Origin of the sequence: Neokomagataea thailandica NBRC 106555 (genome assembly GCF_001598495.1) — a bacterium.
Taxonomy (GTDB): domain Bacteria; phylum Pseudomonadota; class Alphaproteobacteria; order Acetobacterales; family Acetobacteraceae; genus Gluconobacter; species Gluconobacter thailandicus_A.
The window spans coordinates 12399-33676 of record NZ_BCZB01000006.1 but is presented as its reverse complement, the minus strand read 5'-3'; the positions used below and the strand labels follow the sequence as shown (position 1 = coordinate 33676).

22 protein-coding genes are annotated in these 21278 nt (G+C 52.7%); 12 read left to right on the top strand and 10 right to left on the bottom strand.

Features of this window, described 5'->3' with window-relative positions:
* Positions 1 to 33: 33 nt before the first annotated feature.
* The 5 genes from folE to NTH01S_RS03110 form a co-directional block, all read right to left on the bottom strand.
* Entirely contained in the window at positions 34 to 672 is a 639-nt protein-coding gene (gene folE / locus NTH01S_RS03130) for a GTP cyclohydrolase I FolE (protein WP_068169321.1), read from the bottom strand.
* Positions 673 to 761: 89 nt separating this feature from the next.
* Entirely contained in the window at positions 762 to 1619 is an 858-nt protein-coding gene (gene folK / locus NTH01S_RS03125) for a 2-amino-4-hydroxy-6-hydroxymethyldihydropteridine diphosphokinase (protein WP_068169316.1), read from the bottom strand.
* Positions 1616 to 2446, bottom strand: a complete 831-nt coding sequence (folP, locus tag NTH01S_RS03120) for a dihydropteroate synthase (protein WP_245642089.1) — start codon at positions 2444 to 2446, stop codon at positions 1616 to 1618. The genes folK and folP overlap by 4 nt, the downstream gene beginning before the upstream one ends.
* Positions 2439 to 3950 (bottom strand): bifunctional diguanylate cyclase/phosphodiesterase, encoded by a 1512-nt coding sequence (locus NTH01S_RS11855; RefSeq protein WP_169802036.1) that lies wholly within the window; start codon positions 3948 to 3950, stop codon positions 2439 to 2441. The genes folP and NTH01S_RS11855 overlap by 8 nt, the downstream gene beginning before the upstream one ends.
* Positions 3951 to 5010: 1060 nt before the next feature.
* Positions 5011 to 5772 carry a DsbA family protein gene (locus NTH01S_RS03110; protein ID WP_245642088.1) on the bottom strand — a complete coding sequence of 254 codons (762 nt, stop codon included), beginning with the start codon at positions 5770 to 5772 and terminating at the stop codon, positions 5011 to 5013.
* Between the two features lie 251 nt (positions 5773 to 6023).
* On the opposite strand from NTH01S_RS03110, the gene NTH01S_RS03105 reads away from it, so the two are divergent.
* A complete protein-coding gene (locus tag NTH01S_RS03105) occupies positions 6024 to 7433 on the top strand; it encodes a gamma-glutamyltransferase (protein ID WP_068169307.1) in 1410 nt (469 codons plus the stop codon).
* 48 nt (positions 7434 to 7481) lie between these two features.
* Here NTH01S_RS03105 and fliP read toward each other — a convergent pair whose 3' ends face one another.
* On the bottom strand, positions 7482 to 8219 hold the full coding sequence (fliP, locus tag NTH01S_RS03100; protein ID WP_068169305.1) for a flagellar type III secretion system pore protein FliP: 738 nt from the start codon (positions 8217 to 8219) through the stop codon (positions 7482 to 7484).
* Complete coding sequence (locus tag NTH01S_RS03095) at positions 8216 to 8506, bottom strand: hypothetical protein (RefSeq protein ID WP_157070844.1); 291 nt, start codon at positions 8504 to 8506, stop codon at positions 8216 to 8218. Before NTH01S_RS03095 ends, fliP begins: the two co-directional genes overlap by 4 nt.
* Before the next feature lie 178 nt (positions 8507 to 8684).
* Here NTH01S_RS03095 and NTH01S_RS03090 point away from each other — a divergent pair, with 178 nt between their 5' ends.
* The 7 genes from NTH01S_RS03090 to recA all read left to right on the top strand — a co-directional run bounded on the left by NTH01S_RS03090 (position 8685) and on the right by recA (position 13186).
* Positions 8685 to 9077 carry a flagellar basal body rod protein FlgB gene (locus tag NTH01S_RS03090; RefSeq protein WP_068169300.1) on the top strand — a complete coding sequence of 131 codons (393 nt, stop codon included), beginning with the start codon at positions 8685 to 8687 and terminating at the stop codon, positions 9075 to 9077.
* Between the two features lie 16 nt (positions 9078 to 9093).
* A complete protein-coding gene (flgC, locus tag NTH01S_RS03085) occupies positions 9094 to 9501 on the top strand; it encodes a flagellar basal body rod protein FlgC (RefSeq protein ID WP_068169297.1) in 408 nt (135 codons plus the stop codon).
* Positions 9498 to 9821: a flagellar hook-basal body complex protein FliE gene (locus tag NTH01S_RS03080; RefSeq protein WP_068169293.1), complete on the top strand. Its 324-nt coding sequence runs from the start codon at positions 9498 to 9500 to the stop codon at positions 9819 to 9821. Before flgC ends, NTH01S_RS03080 begins: the two co-directional genes overlap by 4 nt.
* 3 nt (positions 9822 to 9824) lie before the next feature.
* A complete protein-coding gene (gene fliQ / locus NTH01S_RS03075) occupies positions 9825 to 10097 on the top strand; it encodes a flagellar biosynthesis protein FliQ (protein WP_068169291.1) in 273 nt (90 codons plus the stop codon).
* Positions 10097 to 10903 (top strand): flagellar biosynthetic protein FliR, encoded by an 807-nt coding sequence (locus NTH01S_RS03070; protein WP_068169289.1) that lies wholly within the window; start codon positions 10097 to 10099, stop codon positions 10901 to 10903. The genes fliQ and NTH01S_RS03070 overlap by 1 nt, the downstream gene beginning before the upstream one ends.
* A gap of 3 nt (positions 10904 to 10906) precedes the next feature.
* Complete coding sequence (locus NTH01S_RS03065; protein WP_068169286.1) at positions 10907 to 11983, top strand: EscU/YscU/HrcU family type III secretion system export apparatus switch protein; 1077 nt, start codon at positions 10907 to 10909, stop codon at positions 11981 to 11983.
* A gap of 180 nt (positions 11984 to 12163) precedes the next feature.
* Positions 12164 to 13186, top strand: a complete 1023-nt coding sequence (gene recA / locus NTH01S_RS03060; protein ID WP_068169284.1) for a recombinase RecA — start codon at positions 12164 to 12166, stop codon at positions 13184 to 13186.
* Between the two features lie 20 nt (positions 13187 to 13206).
* On the opposite strand, the gene hrcA is transcribed toward recA, so the two are convergent.
* A complete protein-coding gene (hrcA, locus tag NTH01S_RS03055; protein WP_068169279.1) occupies positions 13207 to 14277 on the bottom strand; it encodes a heat-inducible transcriptional repressor HrcA in 1071 nt (356 codons plus the stop codon).
* Between the two features lie 88 nt (positions 14278 to 14365).
* On the opposite strand from hrcA, the gene NTH01S_RS03050 reads away from it, so the two are divergent.
* From NTH01S_RS03050 to rdgB, 3 genes are all read left to right on the top strand, one after another.
* Complete coding sequence (locus NTH01S_RS03050) at positions 14366 to 15058, top strand: aspartate/glutamate racemase family protein (protein ID WP_068169277.1); 693 nt, start codon at positions 14366 to 14368, stop codon at positions 15056 to 15058.
* A gap of 83 nt (positions 15059 to 15141) precedes the next feature.
* Complete coding sequence (gene rph, locus NTH01S_RS03045; RefSeq protein ID WP_084366908.1) at positions 15142 to 15915, top strand: ribonuclease PH; 774 nt, start codon at positions 15142 to 15144, stop codon at positions 15913 to 15915.
* Positions 15908 to 16516 carry an RdgB/HAM1 family non-canonical purine NTP pyrophosphatase gene (gene rdgB, locus NTH01S_RS03040; protein WP_068169274.1) on the top strand — a complete coding sequence of 203 codons (609 nt, stop codon included), beginning with the start codon at positions 15908 to 15910 and terminating at the stop codon, positions 16514 to 16516. The genes rph and rdgB overlap by 8 nt, the downstream gene beginning before the upstream one ends.
* A 255-nt stretch (positions 16517 to 16771) precedes the next feature.
* On the opposite strand, the gene NTH01S_RS03035 is transcribed toward rdgB, so the two are convergent.
* Positions 16772 to 18394 carry an ABC-F family ATP-binding cassette domain-containing protein gene (locus NTH01S_RS03035; protein WP_068169270.1) on the bottom strand — a complete coding sequence of 541 codons (1623 nt, stop codon included), beginning with the start codon at positions 18392 to 18394 and terminating at the stop codon, positions 16772 to 16774.
* Between the two features lie 173 nt (positions 18395 to 18567).
* Complete coding sequence (locus NTH01S_RS03030; protein WP_068169350.1) at positions 18568 to 20406, bottom strand: ABC transporter ATP-binding protein; 1839 nt, start codon at positions 20404 to 20406, stop codon at positions 18568 to 18570.
* Between the two features lie 438 nt (positions 20407 to 20844).
* Between NTH01S_RS03030 and NTH01S_RS03025 the strand changes: the two genes are divergently transcribed.
* A complete protein-coding gene (locus NTH01S_RS03025) occupies positions 20845 to 21219 on the top strand; it encodes a VOC family protein (RefSeq protein WP_068169267.1) in 375 nt (124 codons plus the stop codon).
* Positions 21220 to 21278: the final 59 nt, after the last annotated feature.

Genomic DNA, 21278 nt, shown 5'->3' with positions numbered 1-21278 from the left:
TGCGGCCTCAATAACCAACATGGCCTCTAAGATTTAACTACGCAGGAGAGACAAAATCTCTTGGCGAGCGGCATGATCTTCCGCCCACACACCACGTGCAATGCTCGTCACCGTAGATGAACCCGGCGCACGTACACCGCGCATACTCATGCACATATGCTCAGCCTCCAGCACAACCAGCACCGCCGCAGGCTGCAAGATCTCTTCCAAACTTCGAGCTATTTGGTCCGTCAAACGCTCCTGCAATTGCGGGCGGCGAGCAAACCCTTCGACAACACGCGCCAGCTTGCTCAGCCCCGTCAAACGCCCACCGGCAGGCAAATACGCCACATGCGCCCGACCAACGACCGGTAACAAATGATGCTCACACATGGAATGAAAGCGAATATCCTTAACAATCACCGCGCCTTGGTGACGGTCCGCCGAGAACTGCGTCTTTAGATGCTCACGCGGGTCCTCATACAAGCCGCCAAACACTTCCAAATACATCTCCGCAACACGGCGCGGCGTATCGTTCAAACCTTCCCGCGCCGGATCTTCCCCCAGTGCCTCCAAAATCGTGCGAACAGCACCAGCAATGCGCGCCTTCGCATCATCCGGACAACACAACGCATCCAATGGGCGCAATTCTTCCTGACCAGCAAGAGAGTCGACGGGCTTCGGATCGGTCATGTCGTGTTACAGGCTCCCTCTCCGTACCATCATTGTTTCAAACAATACGGACAGCAAAAACAAAAAGACGAAAAACCCCGACAACACCATCACGCCTGACGGCGCACAACATCTCCCGGGGTGCGAGACAGGACTGCTAGCGCGTCCTTCACGCTACGTCCACTCATCTGACGCTCAGGAACAATTTCTGCCAGTGGTTCTAGAACAAAAGCACGCTCAAACATATGGCGGTGCGGCACAGTCAACACACGATCAGAGAACGAGCGCTCACCATAATACAGAACGTCAATATCAACCGCGCGCTCACCCCAACGGCGGCCCACTTGCCGGCCTAATGCCCGCTCCGTCTCTTTACACAGCCGCAGAACAGCATGAGGCCGCAGCGTTGTCTGCCCAACCACACACATATTTACAAATCCCGGCTGATCCGTTTCCCCCCAAGGTGCACTGTCATACAAAGACGACACAGCACCAACATCCACTCCCTCCGCAACAGATAAGCAATCCACGGCCGCATATAACGTCGCCTCTCGCTCCCCAAGATTCGCGCCCAATGAAAACGCAACATCATACCGGCGCAGCTTCTCCACCAGAGCCGACGTCTCGGTCAGGACATAAGGCACCGGCACAGCCGGTTTACGGACCCGCACCTGCACCCACTCTACCGCCGCGAACTGCTCCAAAACCGTCTGCGCTATGCGGTCCCCCACCGTCTCAATCAGCGCCAATGGCGGCCCCGTTACGATTTTGGACGCAATGTCACATAACCCACCATAACACACCGCATGCTCATAAGCGTCATCACGCTGCGCCAACGTCAGATCGGCTTTAATAGCGATATCAATGATGAAGCGCTGCCCCAGTCGGTTTTCCTCCGGTAAAACGCCATGATGCCCAAAGAGACAAAGATCTTTCACCTCAACACATGTCAAAATCGGTTCAATCATTCTGCCTCTCCATAACGCTCTTTCATGATATGCCATGTCATAAAGGCATCGGCATGCTCTCTCACATCATGCACCCGCACAATGTCAGCCCCCTGACCCACACCATATAAATGTGCCGAAAGCGTCGCGGCCAAACGTGCATCGGCAGGCTGACCAGTAATCCACCCCAAAACAGATTTGCGTGATGCCCCCAACAAAACAGGCAAACCATATTCAGCCTTTAAATACGGAATATCACGGATCGCCTGAACATTTTGCTGTTGCGTTTTGCCAAAACCAACCCCCGGATCTAACGCTATGCGGGATGAGGACATACCCGCTTTTTGCGCAACTTCGAGCGTTAGATCAAAAAAACGCCTCCACTCCGCGCGTATATCCAAATCCGCCTCAACACGATCACGGTTATGCATCGCCACCACCAAAGCATCATGCTCAGCCGCAACACGGGCCATATCGGGGTCTGCCTGTAATCCCCAGACATCATTGATAATATGCGCCCCTGCCCTCAACGCTTTCTGCGCAACCTCCGCCTTCATCGTATCCACAGATAACCGTACGTCATACGCACTAAGGCCATGGATCACAGCCTCCAAACGCTGCCATTCTTCCTCCGCAGAGACAGGCTTATATCCCGGGCGTGTCGATTCCGCGCCAATATCCAAAATATCGGCCCCAGCTGTTAACAACGCCGCGCCATGCGCAATGGCCCGTTCTGGCGCGACAAAACGCCCACCATCAGAGAATGAATCGGGCGTAACATTCACAATCCCCATCAATGCGGGATAAGAACGCCCCTTTAAAAACGCCGTCCAACTGACTTCAGCCAAAATGCTCTTGTCCCATCACATGCCCCCATACCAACTGCTCAGCCGCAACAGGGCGCCCTAAATAAAAGCCTTGGAGATCCGTACAGCCTGCGTCCCGCAGGAAGCGATAATGCTCCGGCGATGAAACTCCCTCTGCCGTCAACGACAACCCCAAATCCATCGACAATTCAACCGCAGCGCGCAAGATGCCTTTACTCTTAGGATTGTACAAAACATCCTGCACCAGACTCGCATCCAGCTTAATTTTTGAAAACGGGTAAAGCCGCAAGTAATTCATGAACGAATATCCGGCACCAAAATCATCCATTGCCAGCTTCACGCCTGCCTTATCAAGCGCAGTTAGCACATGCGCGACTTGCGGCCCGACATCCAGTGCATAAGTCTCCGTTACCTCAATCTGCAACCGAGACGCCTCAAGACCCGCACTCTTCACAATCCCCAATATACGCTCAGCCACCCCCGGCACCGAAAAATGCATTGCTGCCATATTAACAGCCACCCACACTTCCGCAGGCCAACTTGCCGCCGCCCGACACGCCGTCTCCAAAACCCAATAATCAAAGACCTCGCTCTGACCATTCTCCTCAATCAGTGCAATCACCTTCTGGATCGGCACGGGACTATGCACCGGGCCGTGCACAGCCCCCCTCCAGCGCGACAAAGCCTCACACCCGACCACAACCCCAGTCTGCGCATGAATAATAGGCTGATATACGAGCTGAAATTCATGCTGCTCCACCGCCCGACGCACATCATCCATCAAGCGTGTCTGCCGCTCCCCACTATACACCACCACCTGATCCACGACAGAGCATCTCCCCCCCTTACCAGATGAGGCATCACGCAAAGCCATTTCTGCCGCTTCTAAAAAAAGATCCGCTCGCTGATTTTCAACTGCCGACAAAACAGCACCAATACGCGGCTGCCACATCACCTGACGTCCACCTTCCAACATCATACGCTCACCCAAAGCCGTATGCAGACGCTGTATAAAAGCTTCAACCGAAACCCGGTCAAAGCACCCCGATAATGGCCGCCGCGTTGTGACAACCGCCAAACATAGTTCTGTATAGCGTCCAACGTATAGGGCACCAGACTCGCGCATGAGACGAATAGCGCCCTCTCTTAAAACGCCCCCCACTTCAATATCTGCCAGTACTTCTCCCGCTAACGCCCCCTCAAGTGAAACAATACAAACAACCAATTCCCCCGCAGTCGCCGCGCGCTCCTGTAATAAATGCTGTAAATGTTCAACAATGGCCAAACGATTAGGCAAACCCGTTTCCCGGTCATAGCGTGCTCGCTGTCCTTGGGCCAACCGTGCTGCACGCTCCTGCGTGATATCAACACCAACCCCTCGATACCCTTGGAAAACACCATTTTCATAAACGGGACGTCCCGTTAGCTGGCACCATACTTTACGACCCGGCACAGCCAGCGCGATATCAAGCTCTCTAAACGCAAGTTGTCGCTCTAAACAATGCAACAAATGCCGTGCAGGCATCTGCATTTTTTCCTGCCAAACAAAACAACCTTTACCAGTCGCTCCCTCCGAAAGAGACAAAATATCCTGTAATTTTATTTCAGAACATCGTCTCACAGGCACCCCGATGTCCAACGACAAACCTTGAGTAACGTTTACAAAAGTGCCATTCTCATTCGTCTCCCATACCCAATAATTATCTTCTTCAATGGATTTATTTGAAATAATAGACAGTATTTTATTTTGATTTTTTTTGTATTTGAAAAATAAAAATAAAAGAAATTTAAAAAATTTCCATATATTATAAAATATAATAACCAATACTGTTATTAAAAATACATATTGATCCATATAGTTATCTTTTATGTTATAAATTCTATGTATTATCAAAAACGAACACATAAAAGAAACGAGAAACAACTCAGAAAAAGAGACAAAAAAGGACAATGCAATCAGCGAAATAAATATAATAAAAACATTAAATATAAGTATGTTTTTTAATAAAAAAGAAGAAAAACACATTGATCGCAGTATAATTGGGGACCAAAAAAATCCCAAAACAACGTTTAAGAAGACAATAGACCGCTTTTTTATAATAGATAAATCTTCTTCGTGATGATTAATTTTCAAAAAAGAAACAAAACCGTACCATATAAAAATAGAACCCCAAACCAAACTACCAAACCATAATGCGGCACAAGCATCATGCCCCCACAACCCAACCGTCAGAACCAAAACAGCATAGAGCTGACACAAGATATAAACGCGCGTAGCTAACCGCTCTGTGTCACGCAGCGCTGCATCCATGACACACTTAGCCTTATGGCAGCCTACAATCAGCAGATCTTTCATCACAGATCGTAATGCCCCCACAGCACGTCGGCCCCCATCTCATGAGCACCCCCCCACAATGACAGCAGTCTTTCACAGGGCTGCCTCTCAACGCCCCGATCGTGCTACAGCACTCTCTCAGGAAGGACGCTGCTCACCACTGAGCAAGCGCCCGTTTAAGTAATTGAATTTAATATATAAACTCAATAGGGAAAGGGCTATTTTCTCCCTTCATCTACACTATGAAATATCACCCCCGACGGGCCTGCTCCAAATCCGTATCCATTTGCATATCATTCAAAGCTCCCGGCGCTATAACGGCCGTTCCAAATACGAAGGTCGGCGTTCCGTCCAACCCAATCGCCTGCGCCAGATCAAGATTAGACCGAATAGTCGTAATAACCGCAGGAGAATTCATATCTTTCACTAGGCGGTCTGCATCAATACCATTCGCCTGCGCAATTTGCCGCACCCGCTCAACACTCGGCGCGGCCGTATCGTTCATAAGAGCCTGACGTAAAACAGCATATTTTCCTTGAAGACTAGCCGCCTGAATCGCCTGTGTATCTAAAACACTCCCCTTCCCCAAAACAGGCACCAAACGCTCAACCAAGCGTACGTCTTTATGGCGCGCTAAAAACCGCTCCACGCCCGGAATCATGGCGCGGCAATAGGAGCAACGCGGGTCCAAGAACTCCACAACCGTGACGCTCCCTTGAGAATTGCCGCGCACCGTATAATCCGGTGCATCCTTCAACGATGCCCAATGCTGACGCACAGCATCACGGACCGTATTTTGTTGCTGCTGCGCCATTTGCTCACGTAACGAACGCAGAGCCTCCGTTAAAATCGTTGGGTCATCTTTCAAAGCTTGACGAAGAATGCTCACAATTTCTGCACGCTGCTCAGTCGTGAAATGCGCACTCCCTCCATCTTCCGCGCACACACTCGCCCCCACACTCAATGCCGAAAAGACAGCCAAACCGCACAAAAATTTAGAAAAACGTTTCACAAAAACACTCCAAAACCAAGCAAGACTGCCATGGTACGCCATCCCCCAAAACACACAAGAAGAAGCTCAGGCACAAAGCCGTCATGCATTAAAGAACGTACAGACATAAGAAGAAGCACGACGCCCCCTCCCATAATGCTGCAATTCTCGGTATGACTAGATCAAACCCCGAGGTGGCGGCGTCCGGTTTACCGTCAAACGCCCGCCCGTTTTGCCTGACCCGAGGCCCAGACAGTACGGAGTAACGCCAGGTGGCGCATCGTCGAAACCAGATTTCTGCCCATACCCGCACCAAGGGTCGCCTCATCCGCATGATTGCCGGCACGACCAGCCTTATGTCGTTGGTGGCCTGTTCAAGCCTCCCTTCCGCCCCTCCTGCTTTAACATCCATCGGCCATAGCCTGTTTGGCAAAACCAGCCCCCCTGTTTTAACAGGTCCGATCGGAACCGTCGTAACCGATGAGCCGCAAGCAAGCCTAACAGGCCATGATGTCCTCGCACGCGGCGGCAATGCGGTAGATGCTGCGGTGTCAACGGCCACAGCCCTCAGCGTCACTCTCCCCTCCCGTGCCTCACTGGGCGGAGGCGGTGCCTGTCTCGTCTGGCGCCCCGGCAGTGAAGCGCACAGCTTTGCCTTCCTACCCCGCGCAGCGAGCACCTCTCCTAACCAAGACCGCCCTGCTGGCACACCAGCCACATTGCGCGGCCTGTACCTCATGCATCACAGCTACGGCAGCGTGGACTTCAATGACCTGCTGACGCCTGCCATAGCACTGGCCAATAACGGCGTCACAGTCAGCCATACACTCGCTAGCGACATTGCCGCCGTACACAGCGCCCTCTTCGCAGATGATGCCGCCCGCGCACTCTTGAGCCATGACGGCACCCCACTCAGCACCGGGGATACACTCACACAGCCCCGCCTTGCAGGGTTCCTCTCACGCCTGCGTGACGCAGGCATCGGTGATCTCTACACTGGTGCTTTAGCCACGGTATTCGCCAACGCTGCTCAGTCTGCTGGCGGGGCCCTCACCACGGATGATCTACGAAATACCCTCCCGGTAGAGAGCGCGGCACTCACTACCTCCAGTAACGACCTCACCGCAGACTTCACCGCACCACCAGCAGATGGCGGCTTAGGTGCTGCCCTCCATTACACCACCGGCGCTCCAGCTCAAGGCGCTGTTGCCGCATGGCGCGCTTCAGGCAGCAATGACCTCAATACTGCCCAAGCCCTGCTCAATGACAAACGTACTGGCGGCGACACACTCCCGGCCCTACCTGCGTCAACATCCTTTACCATCACAGACCGCAACGGCTTAGCCGTCGCCTGTATCCTGTCTGATGGTAACCTCTTCGGCACAGGACGCATTGCCGGTAATACGGGCGTCGTCCTCGGAGCTTCTCCTGCCCAATCCCCACGCCCGCTTTTACCCGCAGCCATCCTGCACTCTGGCAAAACATTGCATGCCGTCATCGCAGCATCCGGCCAAAACGGCGCTGCTGATGCCGTAGGTGATGCTGCACGCGCCGTAGCCAACGGGCAAACAACCCTCCCCGAAGGGCCGGGCCGCACGAATGCCATCATGTGCAATGGTGATACATGCCATGGACTAACAGATAGCCGAGGAACCGGCCTAGCCACTGGCATAACGCACTAAACACACAAAACCCGCTTGAGTAAAAAAGATTCAAGCGGGCCAACTCCCCTAGCCGGTAAAGCTTCGCACCAAACTTCCGGCAACCATAGACCAACCATCCACCACAACAAAAAATATCAACTTAAAAGGCAATGATACGGTGTTGGGCGGCAGCATCATCATTCCCAAGCTCATCAAAACGCTCGAGACCACCAAATCAATAATCAAAAACGGCAAATACAATAAAAACCCCATTTCAAAACCGCGCCGTAACTCTCCCACCATAAACGCTGGCACCAAAACACGCCACGGCGTCTGACCAATACTGGCTGGCGGCTTCTCATGTGCAATACTCAAAAATGTCGCCACATCATCAGGTCGTACCGTCACCGCCATAAAGTCATGGAAAGGCTGGGCTGTACGACTTAACCCTTCCATCTCATCAACTTGCCCAGTCATCATCGGCTGGACACCCATATCCCACGATTTCTGCAATGTCGGTTGCATCACAAACAATGTGAGAAATAAGGCTAAACCAATCAAAACTGGGTTCGGCGGCGTTCCCTGCGCACCCAACGCACTGCGCAATAACGACAACACCACAACAATACGCGTAAACGCCGTAACCATCACTAAAAGGCTCGGCGCGAGGGAAAGAACCGTAATCAGTGCACTCAGTTGCACCAAACGGCTCGTCGTTCCAGCCCCTCCGCCCTGCCCGAGGTCAATATTCACCGCCTGAGCCAACGCCATATGCGGAACCATCACGCAGGCAAACGCAACACCCACCACCAGAAACCACCTCATGGCGCATCCTCCAGCAATGCGGCAAACGCCCGAGCGGACGACCACTCAAGCAGCACATCCGTCGCGCCACCACTCAAGACGAGAACCTCTTTTTGCCCACACCGCACCAAAGACAGCCTACGTGTACGGTCCAACGATAAATGCGCCTCTAAAACTAAAGATTTATCGGGGGATACAGACCTCCCTTTATGCGGCGTTAACCGTGCCAAAAGTGGTTTCAGACTAATAATAGCCCCCACAATCATACAAAGGGCAAAACACGCCAAAATCACTTCATGCAGGCTCATTTTCAGGCTCTCCATCATCCATGGACGCCATGCTGCCGCACAAAAATTAAGAAACACCTAATCCAGAGCCGATGAATACCTGCGCCACACTCCCCCGCACCTCGTCCATATACGGATTATTAACCAACTCCTGTCACCATATCCTCAACTCAGACACAGCCCACCCGGCGGAAAACGCATGAAAAATATCGACACCACCGCCCAAAGTGGCACCGATCTTTTTGCCCTAGGCCAGCAACGCCTCGAATGGTTGCAAACCCGCCAGCAAGTGCTGGCAGGCAATATCGCCAATGCCAATACCCCCGGTTACGCCGCACAGGACGTTACCCCCTTTTCCGCCACACTCTCACAGTTCGATATAGCACCAACCACAACACAAAGCGGGCATATCGGCAGCACAACCTCACACCCAGCAGTGCAGCGCATCGACACCGAAGAATCCCTTGATCACAACGGCATCGCTCTTGATCAACAGATGGAAAAAGTAGCTGAGGTCAACGATCAGCAACATTTCACGGTCAATCTCTACGGCAAATATATGGCCATGTTTCAAACCGTTCTTGGTAAATAATTAAGAGAGAACAATCATGGACTTCTCCAATACCCTGAACATTTCAGCCCATGGCATGGACGCACAAGCCCAGCGTTTGCGCATCGTGGCTGAAAATCTTGCCAATCAAAACACCACCGGTTCAACACCCGGCGCAGACCCATACCGACGCAAAACCATTACTTTTGCTGAACATATTGACCCCGAAACCGGCGCTTCCTCCGTCGAAGTCCAAAAAATTGACCGTGATATGAGCGCATTTGAAACCCGCTATGACCCCTCCCACCCCGCCGCAGACGCTAAGGGTTATGTCAAAATCGCTAATGTCGATTCCATGACAGAAATGATGGATATGCGTGAGGCTGAGCAGTCCTACGAGGCCAACCTCAACACCATGCAAAGCACCCGCACCATGCTCTCACGCACGCTGGATCTGCTCAAATGATCACATCTCTGTCTCAAGCGCACTCGGCCTACACCCAAAGCCTCCAAAATAGCCAAAGCCCTTCGCCCCTTGACGATGGCGTCTCCGATGGAGCCACACCTTCCGCAAATTTTGGCGATGTCTTCTCACAGACATTAGACCACGCCCTTACCACCGCTCACACAGCAGAAACCCAGTCTGCCCAAGGCTTACAAGGTCAAGGTGACATGGCCCATATCGTCACGGCTGTCTCGAACGCACAGCTGACATTACAAACCACCACCGTACTGAGGGACCGAATGGTGCAAGCGTATCAAGACATTATGAAAATGGCGATTTAACAGATGAAAAGCCTCGATATCGGAGCCATTCTTGAGCAAACATTTCTTGTAATCCTCAAGCTCAGCGCTCCCGCTCTGCTCACCGCATTGCTGGTTGGCCTCATCATCTCACTGTTTCAAGCCGTCACCCAAATCAATGAGACCACCCTATCCTTCGTCCCTAAAGTCCTCGCCATCGGGGCCGTCATGATTTTAGCTGGCTCCTTCATGAGCAATACGCTCATTACGTTCACTCATCACCTTTTTGACCAACTGATTATCATTGGCGGCACCTAATGCAACCCATGGCCTTCAGCCTCGCCACACTCCCCATGTGGACCAGCGCTTTCCTACTCATCTTATGCCGTACCAGCGCCGCTTTTCTAGTCTTGCCCGGACTGGGTGAACAAAGCTTTCCCATGATGCTCCGTGCAGGAATAGCCCTCACCATCACGACGCTCGTTGTGCCTCTCATTACTCCGCATTTCCACGGAATATCCTTCGAAACACTCCCGCCACTCGCACTCTGCGCCATGATCGCCACCGAGGTCTTCTCCGGCCTCGTCATCGGCTGGATGGCCCGCTTAATCGCCCTTGCTCTTCCCATCGCAGGTCAAATGATCGCGCTTTTTATCGGCCTCTCCAGCGTCCTTCAGCCTGACCCAGACCTTGGGGCGGGCAGTTCCGCCCCAGCACGCTTCTTCAACTTACTCGCACCTTTACTCCTCCTCATCAGCGGCGCCTATATCCTCCCCATACGCGCCCTCATTGGGAGCTATGACCTCATCCCCCCCGGCAGCTTTTTACTCAGCACCCAGCATATACCGCTCATTATAGATGCCACCCACAGCATCATCCTCCTCACGGAACGTAGCTTTACTCTTGCCCTCGAACTCAGCGCGCCTTTCCTTATTCTTTCATTACTCTGGCAAGCCCTTACCGGCATTATGACGCGCTTGCTGCCCACACTTCAGGTTTCAACCTTGGTCAGCCCACTACAAATGCTCGGCGGCCTCGCCCTATTAGGCATCACACTCGAAGCCATACTGACCTTCTGGCAAAATCAGGCTTTTGACATCTTGCACGGCCTACCGGGTTTATAAAACATGGCAGACGCCGAAGACCGGACAGAAGCCCCCTCAGAACAAAGGCTCCGCAAAGCCCGAGAGGACGGGCAAGTCGCCTTCTCGCGGGAAGCTATGAGCACCGCTTCTCTCTTCGGCGGCACCATGGGCATCTTCCTCGCGCTACCTTTCCTACTCCCCGGTTTCGTGCACATTATGCGTACACTTATGCAGCAAGCTGGCACCCTACCCGCCGGCGCCATCACACAATCCCCATTGCTCAAAGACGCACTCACAGAAGGGCTAAAACTCGCCCTTATTCCGGCAGCCATTGCCCTCGCCGCCACCCTCAGCACCGGCTTTTTACAGACAGGGTTTTTACTTTCTCCTGCTGGAGCTATGCCGAAGCTCTCTCGCATTTCGCCTCTCAGCGGGGTCAAACGCCTCCTCGGCACACATTCCCTCACGGAAGCCCTCAAAGCCGTCCTTAAACTCAGCCTCTTTGGGTTCATCCTGTATCAGGAGCTCCATCAAAGCCTGCCCGCTCTAAGAGATATGGTCGGCCTGCCTTTACCCAGTATCCTACGCACGCTCAGCACATTCATTTTCCACGCTTGCCTTCTTATGGTCGGCGCACAATTGCTCTTTGCAGGAGCTGATGTCTTCTGGAACCGTTACCGCCATACGTCAAAGCTCAAGATGAGCCGTGAAGAACTCAAACAAGAACATCGCAATACTGAAGGCGACCCACACGTCAAAGGCCGCCTAAAAGCCCTCCGTGCCAAAGCCGCCAAAGAGCGCATGAAAGAGGCCGTGGAAAACGCCACGGTTATCATCACCAACCCCACACATTACGCCGTCGCCCTACATTATGAACAAGGAGCATCTGGTGCCCCCAAGATCGTGGCCAAAGGTATGGATGAGGTCGCTGCCCGCATACGTGCAATAGCCCAAGATAACCGTATCCCAATTGTCCCAAACCCACCCTTGGCTCGGGCACTCCACACCCTTCCTCTTGAAAGTGAAGTGCCGGAAGAACACTTCCGTGCCGTGGCCGCCGTCATCAGCTATGTCTGGCGCTTGAAACAACCCGCACATGCAGGCGCTGCTGTGCGATAATCTTATGAAAAGACCATCTCCCCCTCTTGGCGTCGGGCATGAGAGGGCCTAATGTGGCAAGAACATTTTGTGAACATAGAGCCAAAGACCATAACACGGCCCGCCACCACCTAGGCGGCACACCACAAAGCAGTCTATCGTTCACGCAGTACTGACATGATCGACCATAACGAGGATCGAATGGACAAGACCAAAGCACTTGAAGGCGCACTCAGCCAGATCGAACGCGCATTCGGTAAAGGCTCGATCATGCGCATGGGCCAGCGCCCTAAAGAACAAGCGGACGTTATTTCAACAGGCTCTCTTGGCCTCGATATTGGCCTCGGCATTGGTGGCCTACCACGTGGCCGTATCGTCGAAATTTATGGCCCCGAAAGCTCAGGCAAAACCACTTTGGCTCTGCATGCTCTGGCCGAGGCGCAGAAAAAAGGCGGTACGGTTGCGTTCATTGATGCTGAACACGCATTAGACCCCGGATACGCCCAAAAACTCGGGGTCAACATTGATGACCTGCTCCTTAGCCAACCGGATGCCGGTGAGCAAGCGCTCGAAATTGCGGATACACTTGTGCGTTCTGGCGCTGTAGACGTGCTCGTGGTGGACTCCGTGGCGGCCCTCGTGCCACGTGCCGAACTTGAAGGTGATATGGGTGACAGCCATGTCGGCCTACATGCTCGCCTCATGAGCCAAGCTCTCCGTAAGCTGACCGGCACCGTTTCCCGCTCGAACACACTCGTCATCTTCCTGAACCAGATCCGCATGAAAATTGGTGTCATGTTCGGTAATCCAGAGACGACGACGGGCGGCAACGCACTGAAGTTCTACTCATCCATCCGTATGGATATCCGCCGCATTGGCTCCATTAAAGACAAAGACGAAGTCGTCGGGAATCAAACCCGCGTCAAAGTTGTCAAAAACAAAATGGCACCTCCGTTCCGTCAGGTCGAGTTCGACATTATGTACGGCGAAGGTATCAGCAAAATGGGCGAACTGCTCGATCTCGGCGTAAAAGCCAACATTGTCGAAAAATCTGGCGCATGGTTCTCTTTTGATAGCCAACGCATCGGACAAGGCCGTGAGAACGCGAAACAATTCCTGCGCAACAACTCCGAAATGGCCGATGAGATTGAGCGCCGCATCCGCGCCCAATCCGGCATTGTCGCTGAGGCAATGTTGACCTCACCTGAGCCGGACGCCGAATAAAACCCTAAGATAAAGGGCGCTTACCCAAGTAAGCGCCCCACCAAACGGGCCGTATAATCCACAACAGGCACAATCCGCCCATAGTTCAAACGGGTCGGCCCGATCACCCCAATAGCGCCCACAATACGCTGAGCATCATTACGAGCGGGCGCCACAATCATCGACATGCCCGACATGCCAAACATCCCGCTTTCACTACCAATAAAAATGCGTACCCCATCAGAATCCGCCGCTATATTAAGCAATTCCAACATCGTATCTTGCGTTTCCAACTGCTCAAATAACAGCCGAATTGTGGTTAAACGCTCTAACTCCGTAACATCCGCCAGAAGCTTACTCTGACCGCGAACAAACAGCGTACCCGCATCGGCGTCCCACGTGCCTAATCCGCTTTCAATCATAGCAGCGGTCAGTGCATCTAACTCATGCTGATTAGCCGCCATTTCAGCCCGAATACGCGCCTGCAACGTCCCTAGCGTTACCCCGCCCAAATGTGCGTTGAGATAATTCCCCGCCTCCACCAGCGCAGACGGCGGCAAACCTGCGGGCGTCTCAATAATACGATTTTCAACCTGACCATCAGCCCCAACAAGAATAACCAAAGCACGGCCATTCCCAAGCGGCACAAACTCAATATGCTTCAACGCAGCATCTGCCTTAGGCGCCAAAACCAAGCCTGCCCCTGAGGACAAGCCCGACAGCATCGTGGAAGCATCTGCCAGAATATCTTGGTACGACCGCCCATGCACATCTAACCTCTGGTCAATGCTCGCCTGGTCTTCTGCCGTCAAAGAGCCAAATTGCACCAGCCCCTCAACCCAAAGGCGCACCCCTTTTTCTGTGGGCAAACGCCCCGCAGACACATGAGGGCTAAACAACAAACCCGCCCGTGCCAAATCTGCCATGACATTGCGGATCGTCGCCGGAGACAGTGCAGGCTGCAAACGCTGAGAGAGCGTCCGACTGCCAATAGGCTCCCCCGTCTCCACATATTCCGCAACAATTTCACGCAGAATAGCGGCCTCACGCTCCCCCAACCCAGACGGAAAAGCCGTAGACGTACGCAGGAATGGGGGGTTACGCCCGACCATGACATGCCCTTAAATAGCAAAGTAATGAACATCATGATGATAACATCATAATGCCCCTCTACCACAGAAACGTGACCATGGATTTTATATGAAAATGATCGGCCTTATCGGCGGTATGAGTTGGGAAAGCTCCGCAGAGTATTACCGTATTCTCAATCAAGGAATCCGCGCTCAACGCGGCCCAACGGCTTCCGCTAAATGCCTCCTCTGGTCTTTCGATTTTTCGGATATTGAAACTCTTAAACACCAGAAAAACTGGGACACTCTCAGCACGCATATGATTGATGCGGCTCAACACCTCGAACGTTCTGGCGCTGAAATACTGCTCATCTGTACCAATACAATGCACAAAGTGGCACCAGCCATTCAATCGGCCATCAACATACCACTCATTCACATTGCAGACCCTACGGCAGAACGTATTAAAGCCGCCCGCTTACGAACCGTTGGCCTTTTGGGAACAGCTTTCACTATGGAACAAGATTTCTACAAAGGGCGCTTAACACAGCACCACGGTTTGAACGTCCTTATCCCCGATGATGAGGATCGCGCCACCGTCCATCGCATTATCTATAGCGAACTCGTGGCTGGTAAGATCACTGATGAATCCCGCACTGCATACAGGCACATTATCGCAAAACTTGTTCACGCAGGCGCAGAAGCCATTATTTTAGGCTGCACAGAAATCATGCTGCTTGTCCGCCCAGAAGACAGTACCGTTCCACTCTTTGATACAACCGAACTCCACGCCCAAGCCGCCATTGAAGCTGCCCTTACATAGTCCAAAGTGCCGTACCTTCCAGCCAATATCCCTTACGCCTGTTTCCCTCACGCCCGACATGCTCTAGACGCGAGGGAAACAGAATGACAGGAACGCCTCCCGTGAGCCAAACACCCGATACAGCCCTTTCTGCTGCTCTTGCTGCCCGCCGCCCCTCTGGCCGTGCCGCCGACGAAAACCGCGCCGTCACGATCGAACTCGGCTTTGCACGCCACGCGGAAGGCTCCGCTCTCATCCGCGTTGGCGGCACTGAAGTTCTGTGCACCGCATCATTGGAAGACCGCGTACCGCCGTTCCTGCGTAATAAAGGCCAAGGCTGGATCACGGCTGAATACGGCATGCTCCCACGCGCCACACACACACGTGGCAACCGTGAAGCAGCCAAAGGCAAGCAATCCGGCCGTACACAAGAAATTCAACGCCTCATTGGCCGTGCCCTGCGCGCCTGCGTTGACCTGAAAAAACTTGGTGAGCGTACCATCACCATCGATTGTGACGTTCTGAACGCCGATGGCGGCACGCGCTGCGCTTCCATCACAGGCGCATGGGTTGCACTGGCGATTGCTCTGAAAAAAGCAAACCTCTCCAAAGCACTAACCGCACAAGTCGCTGCTGTCTCCTGTGGCCTGACCAAAGCTGGCCCTGTTCTTGACCTAGACTACGTCGAAGACAGCAGCGCACAAGCAGACACAAACTTCGTCCTGACATCCAAAGGCGGTATCGTCGAAATCCAAGGTACAGCCGAAGAATCTCCATTTGAAGAAGCTGAATTCTTCGAACTGCTGCGCCTTGCCAAGATCGGCACAGGCACTTTGTTCACCATGCAAAATGCTGCGCTGGACCAGCATAATGGCTAATACACGCACCTTAGAGAAAGGCGCCAAAATCGTTCTTGCCAGCCATAATGCTGGCAAGCTGCGCGAATTCTCTATGCTCTTGGCCCAAACGGGGATCACCGTCGTTTCTGCTGCGTCCCTCAACCTCCCAGAGCCAGAAGAAACGGCGGACAGCTTTGAAGGCAACGCCGCCATTAAGGCACTCGCCGCGGCGCAGGCTTCCGGCTTGCCAGCATTAGCCGACGATTCTGGTTTTTGCGTTGCAGCGCTGGATGGACAACCGGGCATTTATTCTGCTCGTTGGGGTGGGCCACAAAAAGATATGCACATCGCCATGAACCGCGTGCATACCGAAACTGGCAATAACCCAGACCGCTCAGCCTCTTTCGTCGCCGTACTCTGCCTCGCATGGCCCGACGGCGAAACACGCTCGGTCCGTGGCGAATGTCACGGTCACACCATCTGGCCTCCACGTGGAGAACATGGCCACGGCTACGACCCTATGTTCGTGCCCGAAGGTGACACACGCAGCTTCGCCGAAATGCCCGAAAGCGAAAAGAACACCCTCAGCCATCGCGGCAAGGCACTGTCCCTTTTTCTCAAGGAATGCGTCGCGGGCTAACACCTCTCAATACCAGAGCAGTAAAAAACAAAATCTTTTTGCTCTGGTATTCGGTCACACATACCATAAAGAAGTATACTGCGAAGGAGAGCGGATGTTCTGGCGATGTGTCCTGACCCTAACGACAATCCGTTTTCTAAACTTCTAAAAGCTGAGAGCAGAACACCACACTGACTACCCAAAAGGTAGTCCCAAGGAGCCTCCCTGAACATACCCCATAACTATGTGGGCACTACACCACACTCAGCCCACGCCTCACTCATGCAAGCCCGGCGCTTCGCGTCCGGTCCGAGCCACATACTCGCTATAGCCGCCTTCATAACGGTGCAATCCGTCCGGCGTCACTTCCAAAACACGGTTTGATAATGCCGCCAAGAAATGCCGATCATGGGACACAAACAACATTGTGCCTTCATAATCCTTCAACGCATTAATCAACATCTCTTTCGTCGCGATATCCAAATGGTTGGTCGGCTCATCCAAGACCAAGAAGTTCGGTGGATCATACAGCATCAACGCCATAACAAGCCGCGCTTTCTCACCGCCGGAAAGAACACTACAGGCTTTATCGACATCATCTCCTGAAAACCCGAAGCCACCGGCCAATGAGCGTAATGCCCCCTGCCCTGCCTGCGGGAAGGCATTTTCCAGCACCTCAAAAACGGTTGAGCTACCATCCAAAAGATCCATGGCATGCTGCGCGAAATAACCCAGCTTCACACCGCCACCGAGAGATACCATCCCAGCATCAGGCTCCACCGTACCCGCAGCGAGCTTCAACAGGGTGGACTTACCCGCACCATTCACACCCAAAACGCAAATACGCTCTTGGCGCCGGATCAGCACATCCAGCCCCTGATAAATCACACGCTGACCATAGCTTTTATCCACGCCACGCAAGGTCGCTACCGCATCACCTGAGCGCGGCGCTGGACGAAACGCAAAAGACAAAGCCTGACGGCGCTTCGGTGGTTCAACCCGGTCAATTTTATCAAGTTTTTTAACCCGACTTTGCACCTGCGCCGCATGAGATGCTCGCGCCTTAAAACGCTCAATAAACGCTATTTCTTTCGCCAACATCGCTTGCTGACGTTCAAATTGAGCCTGCTGCTGCTTTTCATTCTGCGCACGCTGCTGCTCATAAAACTCATAATCACCGGAGAAACTGTTTAATGTCCCACCATCAATCTCAATGACTTTATTAATAATACGGTTCATGAAAGCACGATCATGCGAGGTCATGAGCAATGCGCCATCATAGCCGCTCAGAAACTTCTCCAGCCAGATCAAACTTTCAAGATCCAAATGGTTGCTCGGCTCATCAAGCAGCATCACATCAGGCTTCATCAACAAAATACGCGCCAGTGCAACACGCATTTTCCAACCACCTGACAGACGGCCAACATCGCCATCCATCATCTCTTGAGAAAAGCCTAAACCGTGCAGAATCTCACGCGCCTTACCGTCCAACGCATAACCACCCAACTCTTCAAAGCGCGCTTGAACTTCACCAAAACGCTCCAAAATCGTTTCAAGCTCATCCATGCGCTCCGGATCTGCCAAAGCGGCTTCCAGTGCTGCAAGTTCCGTCCCTGTCTCTGCAACAGGGCCAGCACCATCCATCACTTCAGCCACAGCACTCCGGCCGTGCATCTCACCAACATCTTGGTTGAAAAAGCCAATGGATACGCCCCGGTCCACGAGCACCAGACCATCATCAGGTGCTTCCCCCCCGGTAATCAGACGAAATAACGTACTCTTCCCCGCGCCATTCGGCCCCACTAACCCGACCTTCTCGCCCTTAAGAAGAGCCGCCGAAGCCTCAATGAAAATGACCCGATGGCCATTACGCTTACTAATATTATCGAGCCGAATCATAGGACCTCAAACACGGAATATAAACTATCCCGCCCCCAAACCATGCTCAGCCCCATACAGCAAGGCAAAGTTTACCGGCAGCAACAACCAGCCCACGACACGCAATGCCCGCTACACATTACAGCAGATGGCCAAAACATTTCACTTTTGCCCCTTCTCCGCTCCGCTCAACATCACCCCTCTAATGACTGCAATTCATACAAACGGCGATAAATCCCACCATCCTGCGCGACCAATTCTGCATGCGTTCCATCTTCACGCAGTTCGCCTTGGCTGAAGACCAGCAAACGATCCAATTCCACAACCGTCGACAAGCGATGCGCAATCACAATTACCGTTCGATCTTGCATCAAGCGGCGCATAGCGTCTTGCACCTGTGCTTCAGATTCTGAATCAAGGCTAGATGTTGCCTCATCAAACACCAAAATAGGCGCATCCGCCAAAAAAGCCCGGGCAATCGCCACACGCTGCCGCTCACCACCAGACAGCTTTACACCGCGCTCACCGACCATCGTGTCATAACCATCTGGCAAACGCTCAATAAACGCCGCCGCATTCGCCTGCGCAGCCGCCTGTTCAATCTCTTCGCGTGATGCACTGGGGCGCGCATAAGCGATATTCTCAGCCAAGGTACGGTGAAACAAAATCGGTTCTTGAGGAACAATGGCAATACGCGCCCGCAGATCAGACTGACGCACATGCGCGATATTCTGACCATCCACCAAAACGCGCCCACCCGTCACGTCATATAAACGCTGCAAAAGCTTTGTGAGCGTCGTTTTCCCAGAGCCACTCGGCCCCACCAAAGCCACACGAGAACCCGCCTTAATCGTCAAATCCAAATCATGATAAAGCGGCTTTTTCTGCCCCGGATAACAAAAGCGAACATGCTCAAAATGAATTTCACCATCTTCAATCCGTAACGTCTCTGGCGTCACCGGGTCCGCAACCGCAGGCTCTCTTTGGAAAACAGCCACAAGCTCTTCCATCTCATTCACCGAGCGCTGCACTTGGCTCACCTGCTGCCCCAAATCACGCAAGTACCCTTGGATGAGAAAAACCATCGTCAGAACATAAGCAATATCACCCGGCCCAGCCTTGCCTTGCCACCAGAGCCACACTGCCAAGCCAATCATCAGCATACGCATGCCGAGAGAGGCCAGAGCCTGCAAATTCGCACTATTCGTCCCACGGATCCATGTCCGCAAAGTACGCCCACGCCAACCACGAATAACACGATGCAGGCGCTTTTCCTCACGCGCTTCCGCACCAAAAGCCCGCACCACGGCATTACAGGTGACAGCATCCGCCATTGCCGCTCCCATTTTCGTATCCCACGCATTTGCAGCCCGTGCGGTCGGCGCCACATAACGCAACGTCAACATAATGGAGAGCCACGTAAAGAGCACAACAAAAACACCGAGCGCTGCCCCCATCAACGGAGAGCGTAATGCCAGCACAACCGTCGTGCCCAATAAGACCAGAACTTCCGGTACGATGAGCAAAAGCAACGTGTCATCCAGCGTATCAATCGCCCAAATACCACGCGTCAAACGCCGTACTGTCGAACCCGCGAAGGTATTAGCATGCCAGTCCGTAGAGAAACGCTGCACCCGCGCAAAAGCCGTATCCGCAATACGCTGCATGATCGCCAATGTCAGATGCGAAATACCGATATAGGAAGAGCGACGCCCAAACAGCCCGACCAACCCCAAAACGATCAAACCCGTCACCATCAGCGTCGCGTCATCTCGCAGCGCCAACAGAGCTTTATCCACCGTCACACCCGGCCCAGCCGTATGTTGGGAAATATCCGTGACCAAACGCCCTGCCAAAACAGGCGTCGCTATATCCGCAAGCGTAGCCATAAAAACCCCGGCCAACGTCTTAGCGAGCAAGGACGGATGGTCAAACCACCGCCGCACCACGAAGCCGACAACGTCCGTAAAGGGAATAGCAATCTTACGTCCCTCACGTTGCTGAGCGGACAGGACAGATGAATGTTCAGACACAGAATACTCCACCACATCTCCTCATTAGAAGACGCAGTCTCTTTAGCTCACATAGAGCGCACACACTGGCGCCATATTGCCCGATAAGCACAAGCCCGCGCAACGGATGCTGAGTGGTTACGCGCACAAACACCAGAGCATGGAAGAATTCCATAAAATTTGATCAAATCAAAACGACACTACAGTCCATATTAAACATAAATTTATTATATTTTTAATAACGAAACATCCATATTTTCTATCAAAATAAACGTCGGCACGAAGAGAAAAAATGGACGTACTCATATTATCCTTATCGCTCGCTGTCGTTGTCATAGGTCTATCGATTGCATCTTTCATAGACGCCAAAACAAAAGAAATTAAGTCTCGAACAATCAACAAATAAACTAGGCATTATCCGTAAAAATTTTATCCACTCCATTATTAGGAAACATAAATATGTATAGCCATGTTGTCGTCGGCGCAGATGACTTAGCCAAAGCAAAAGAATTCTATGATGCCATTTTTGCGCACCTCACAGTGGATGAGCACGGATATGACCCATTATCCCGCCCTTTTTACCGCCAAGGCACACAGCGCTTTATCATTACCAAACCGATCAATGGCGCAGATGCCACCTACGCAAATGGCGGAACGATTGGCTTTACCCTCACAAGTGTTGAGGCCGTCTATGCTTGGCATGAATCCGGCATAAAACATGGTGGAACATCCGCAGAAACACCACCTCATATTCGCCCTGACGGTAAATGTATCGCATATTTACGTGACCCGACGGGCAATAAGCTTTGTGCGGTTTTTCAAACACAACTTTAACCGTTTAAAGACATTTACCGCACACCACCCTATAGGCACATTCATGCCGAGCAGAACGC

Bases quoted from the DNA above. Each gene is read 5' to 3' on its own strand.
- folE (WP_068169321.1), bottom strand. From the start codon at position 672: ATGACCGATCCGAAGCCCGTCGACTCTCTTGCTGGTCAGGAAGAATTG.
- folK (WP_068169316.1), bottom strand. From the start codon at position 1,619: ATGATTGAACCGATTTTGACATGTGTTGAGGTGAAAGATCTTTGTCTC.
- NTH01S_RS11855 (WP_169802036.1), bottom strand. From the start codon at position 3,950: ATGCCTGCACGGCATTTGTTGCATTGTTTAGAGCGACAACTTGCGTTT.
- fliP (WP_068169305.1), bottom strand. From the start codon at position 8,219: ATGAGGTGGTTTCTGGTGGTGGGTGTTGCGTTTGCCTGCGTGATGGTT.
- NTH01S_RS03095 (WP_157070844.1), bottom strand. From the start codon at position 8,506: ATGAGCCTGCATGAAGTGATTTTGGCGTGTTTTGCCCTTTGTATGATT.
- NTH01S_RS03090 (WP_068169300.1), top strand. From the start codon at position 8,685: ATGAAAAATATCGACACCACCGCCCAAAGTGGCACCGATCTTTTTGCC.
- flgC (WP_068169297.1), top strand. From the start codon at position 9,094: ATGGACTTCTCCAATACCCTGAACATTTCAGCCCATGGCATGGACGCA.
- NTH01S_RS03080 (WP_068169293.1), top strand. From the start codon at position 9,498: ATGATCACATCTCTGTCTCAAGCGCACTCGGCCTACACCCAAAGCCTC.
- fliQ (WP_068169291.1), top strand. From the start codon at position 9,825: ATGAAAAGCCTCGATATCGGAGCCATTCTTGAGCAAACATTTCTTGTA.
- NTH01S_RS03070 (WP_068169289.1), top strand. From the start codon at position 10,097: ATGCAACCCATGGCCTTCAGCCTCGCCACACTCCCCATGTGGACCAGC.
- NTH01S_RS03065 (WP_068169286.1), top strand. From the start codon at position 10,907: ATGGCAGACGCCGAAGACCGGACAGAAGCCCCCTCAGAACAAAGGCTC.
- recA (WP_068169284.1), top strand. From the start codon at position 12,164: ATGGACAAGACCAAAGCACTTGAAGGCGCACTCAGCCAGATCGAACGC.
- hrcA (WP_068169279.1), bottom strand. From the start codon at position 14,277: ATGGTCGGGCGTAACCCCCCATTCCTGCGTACGTCTACGGCTTTTCCG.
- NTH01S_RS03050 (WP_068169277.1), top strand. From the start codon at position 14,366: ATGAAAATGATCGGCCTTATCGGCGGTATGAGTTGGGAAAGCTCCGCA.
- rph (WP_084366908.1), top strand. From the start codon at position 15,142: ATGACAGGAACGCCTCCCGTGAGCCAAACACCCGATACAGCCCTTTCT.
- rdgB (WP_068169274.1), top strand. From the start codon at position 15,908: ATGGCTAATACACGCACCTTAGAGAAAGGCGCCAAAATCGTTCTTGCC.
- NTH01S_RS03035 (WP_068169270.1), bottom strand. From the start codon at position 18,394: ATGATTCGGCTCGATAATATTAGTAAGCGTAATGGCCATCGGGTCATT.
- NTH01S_RS03025 (WP_068169267.1), top strand. From the start codon at position 20,845: ATGTATAGCCATGTTGTCGTCGGCGCAGATGACTTAGCCAAAGCAAAA.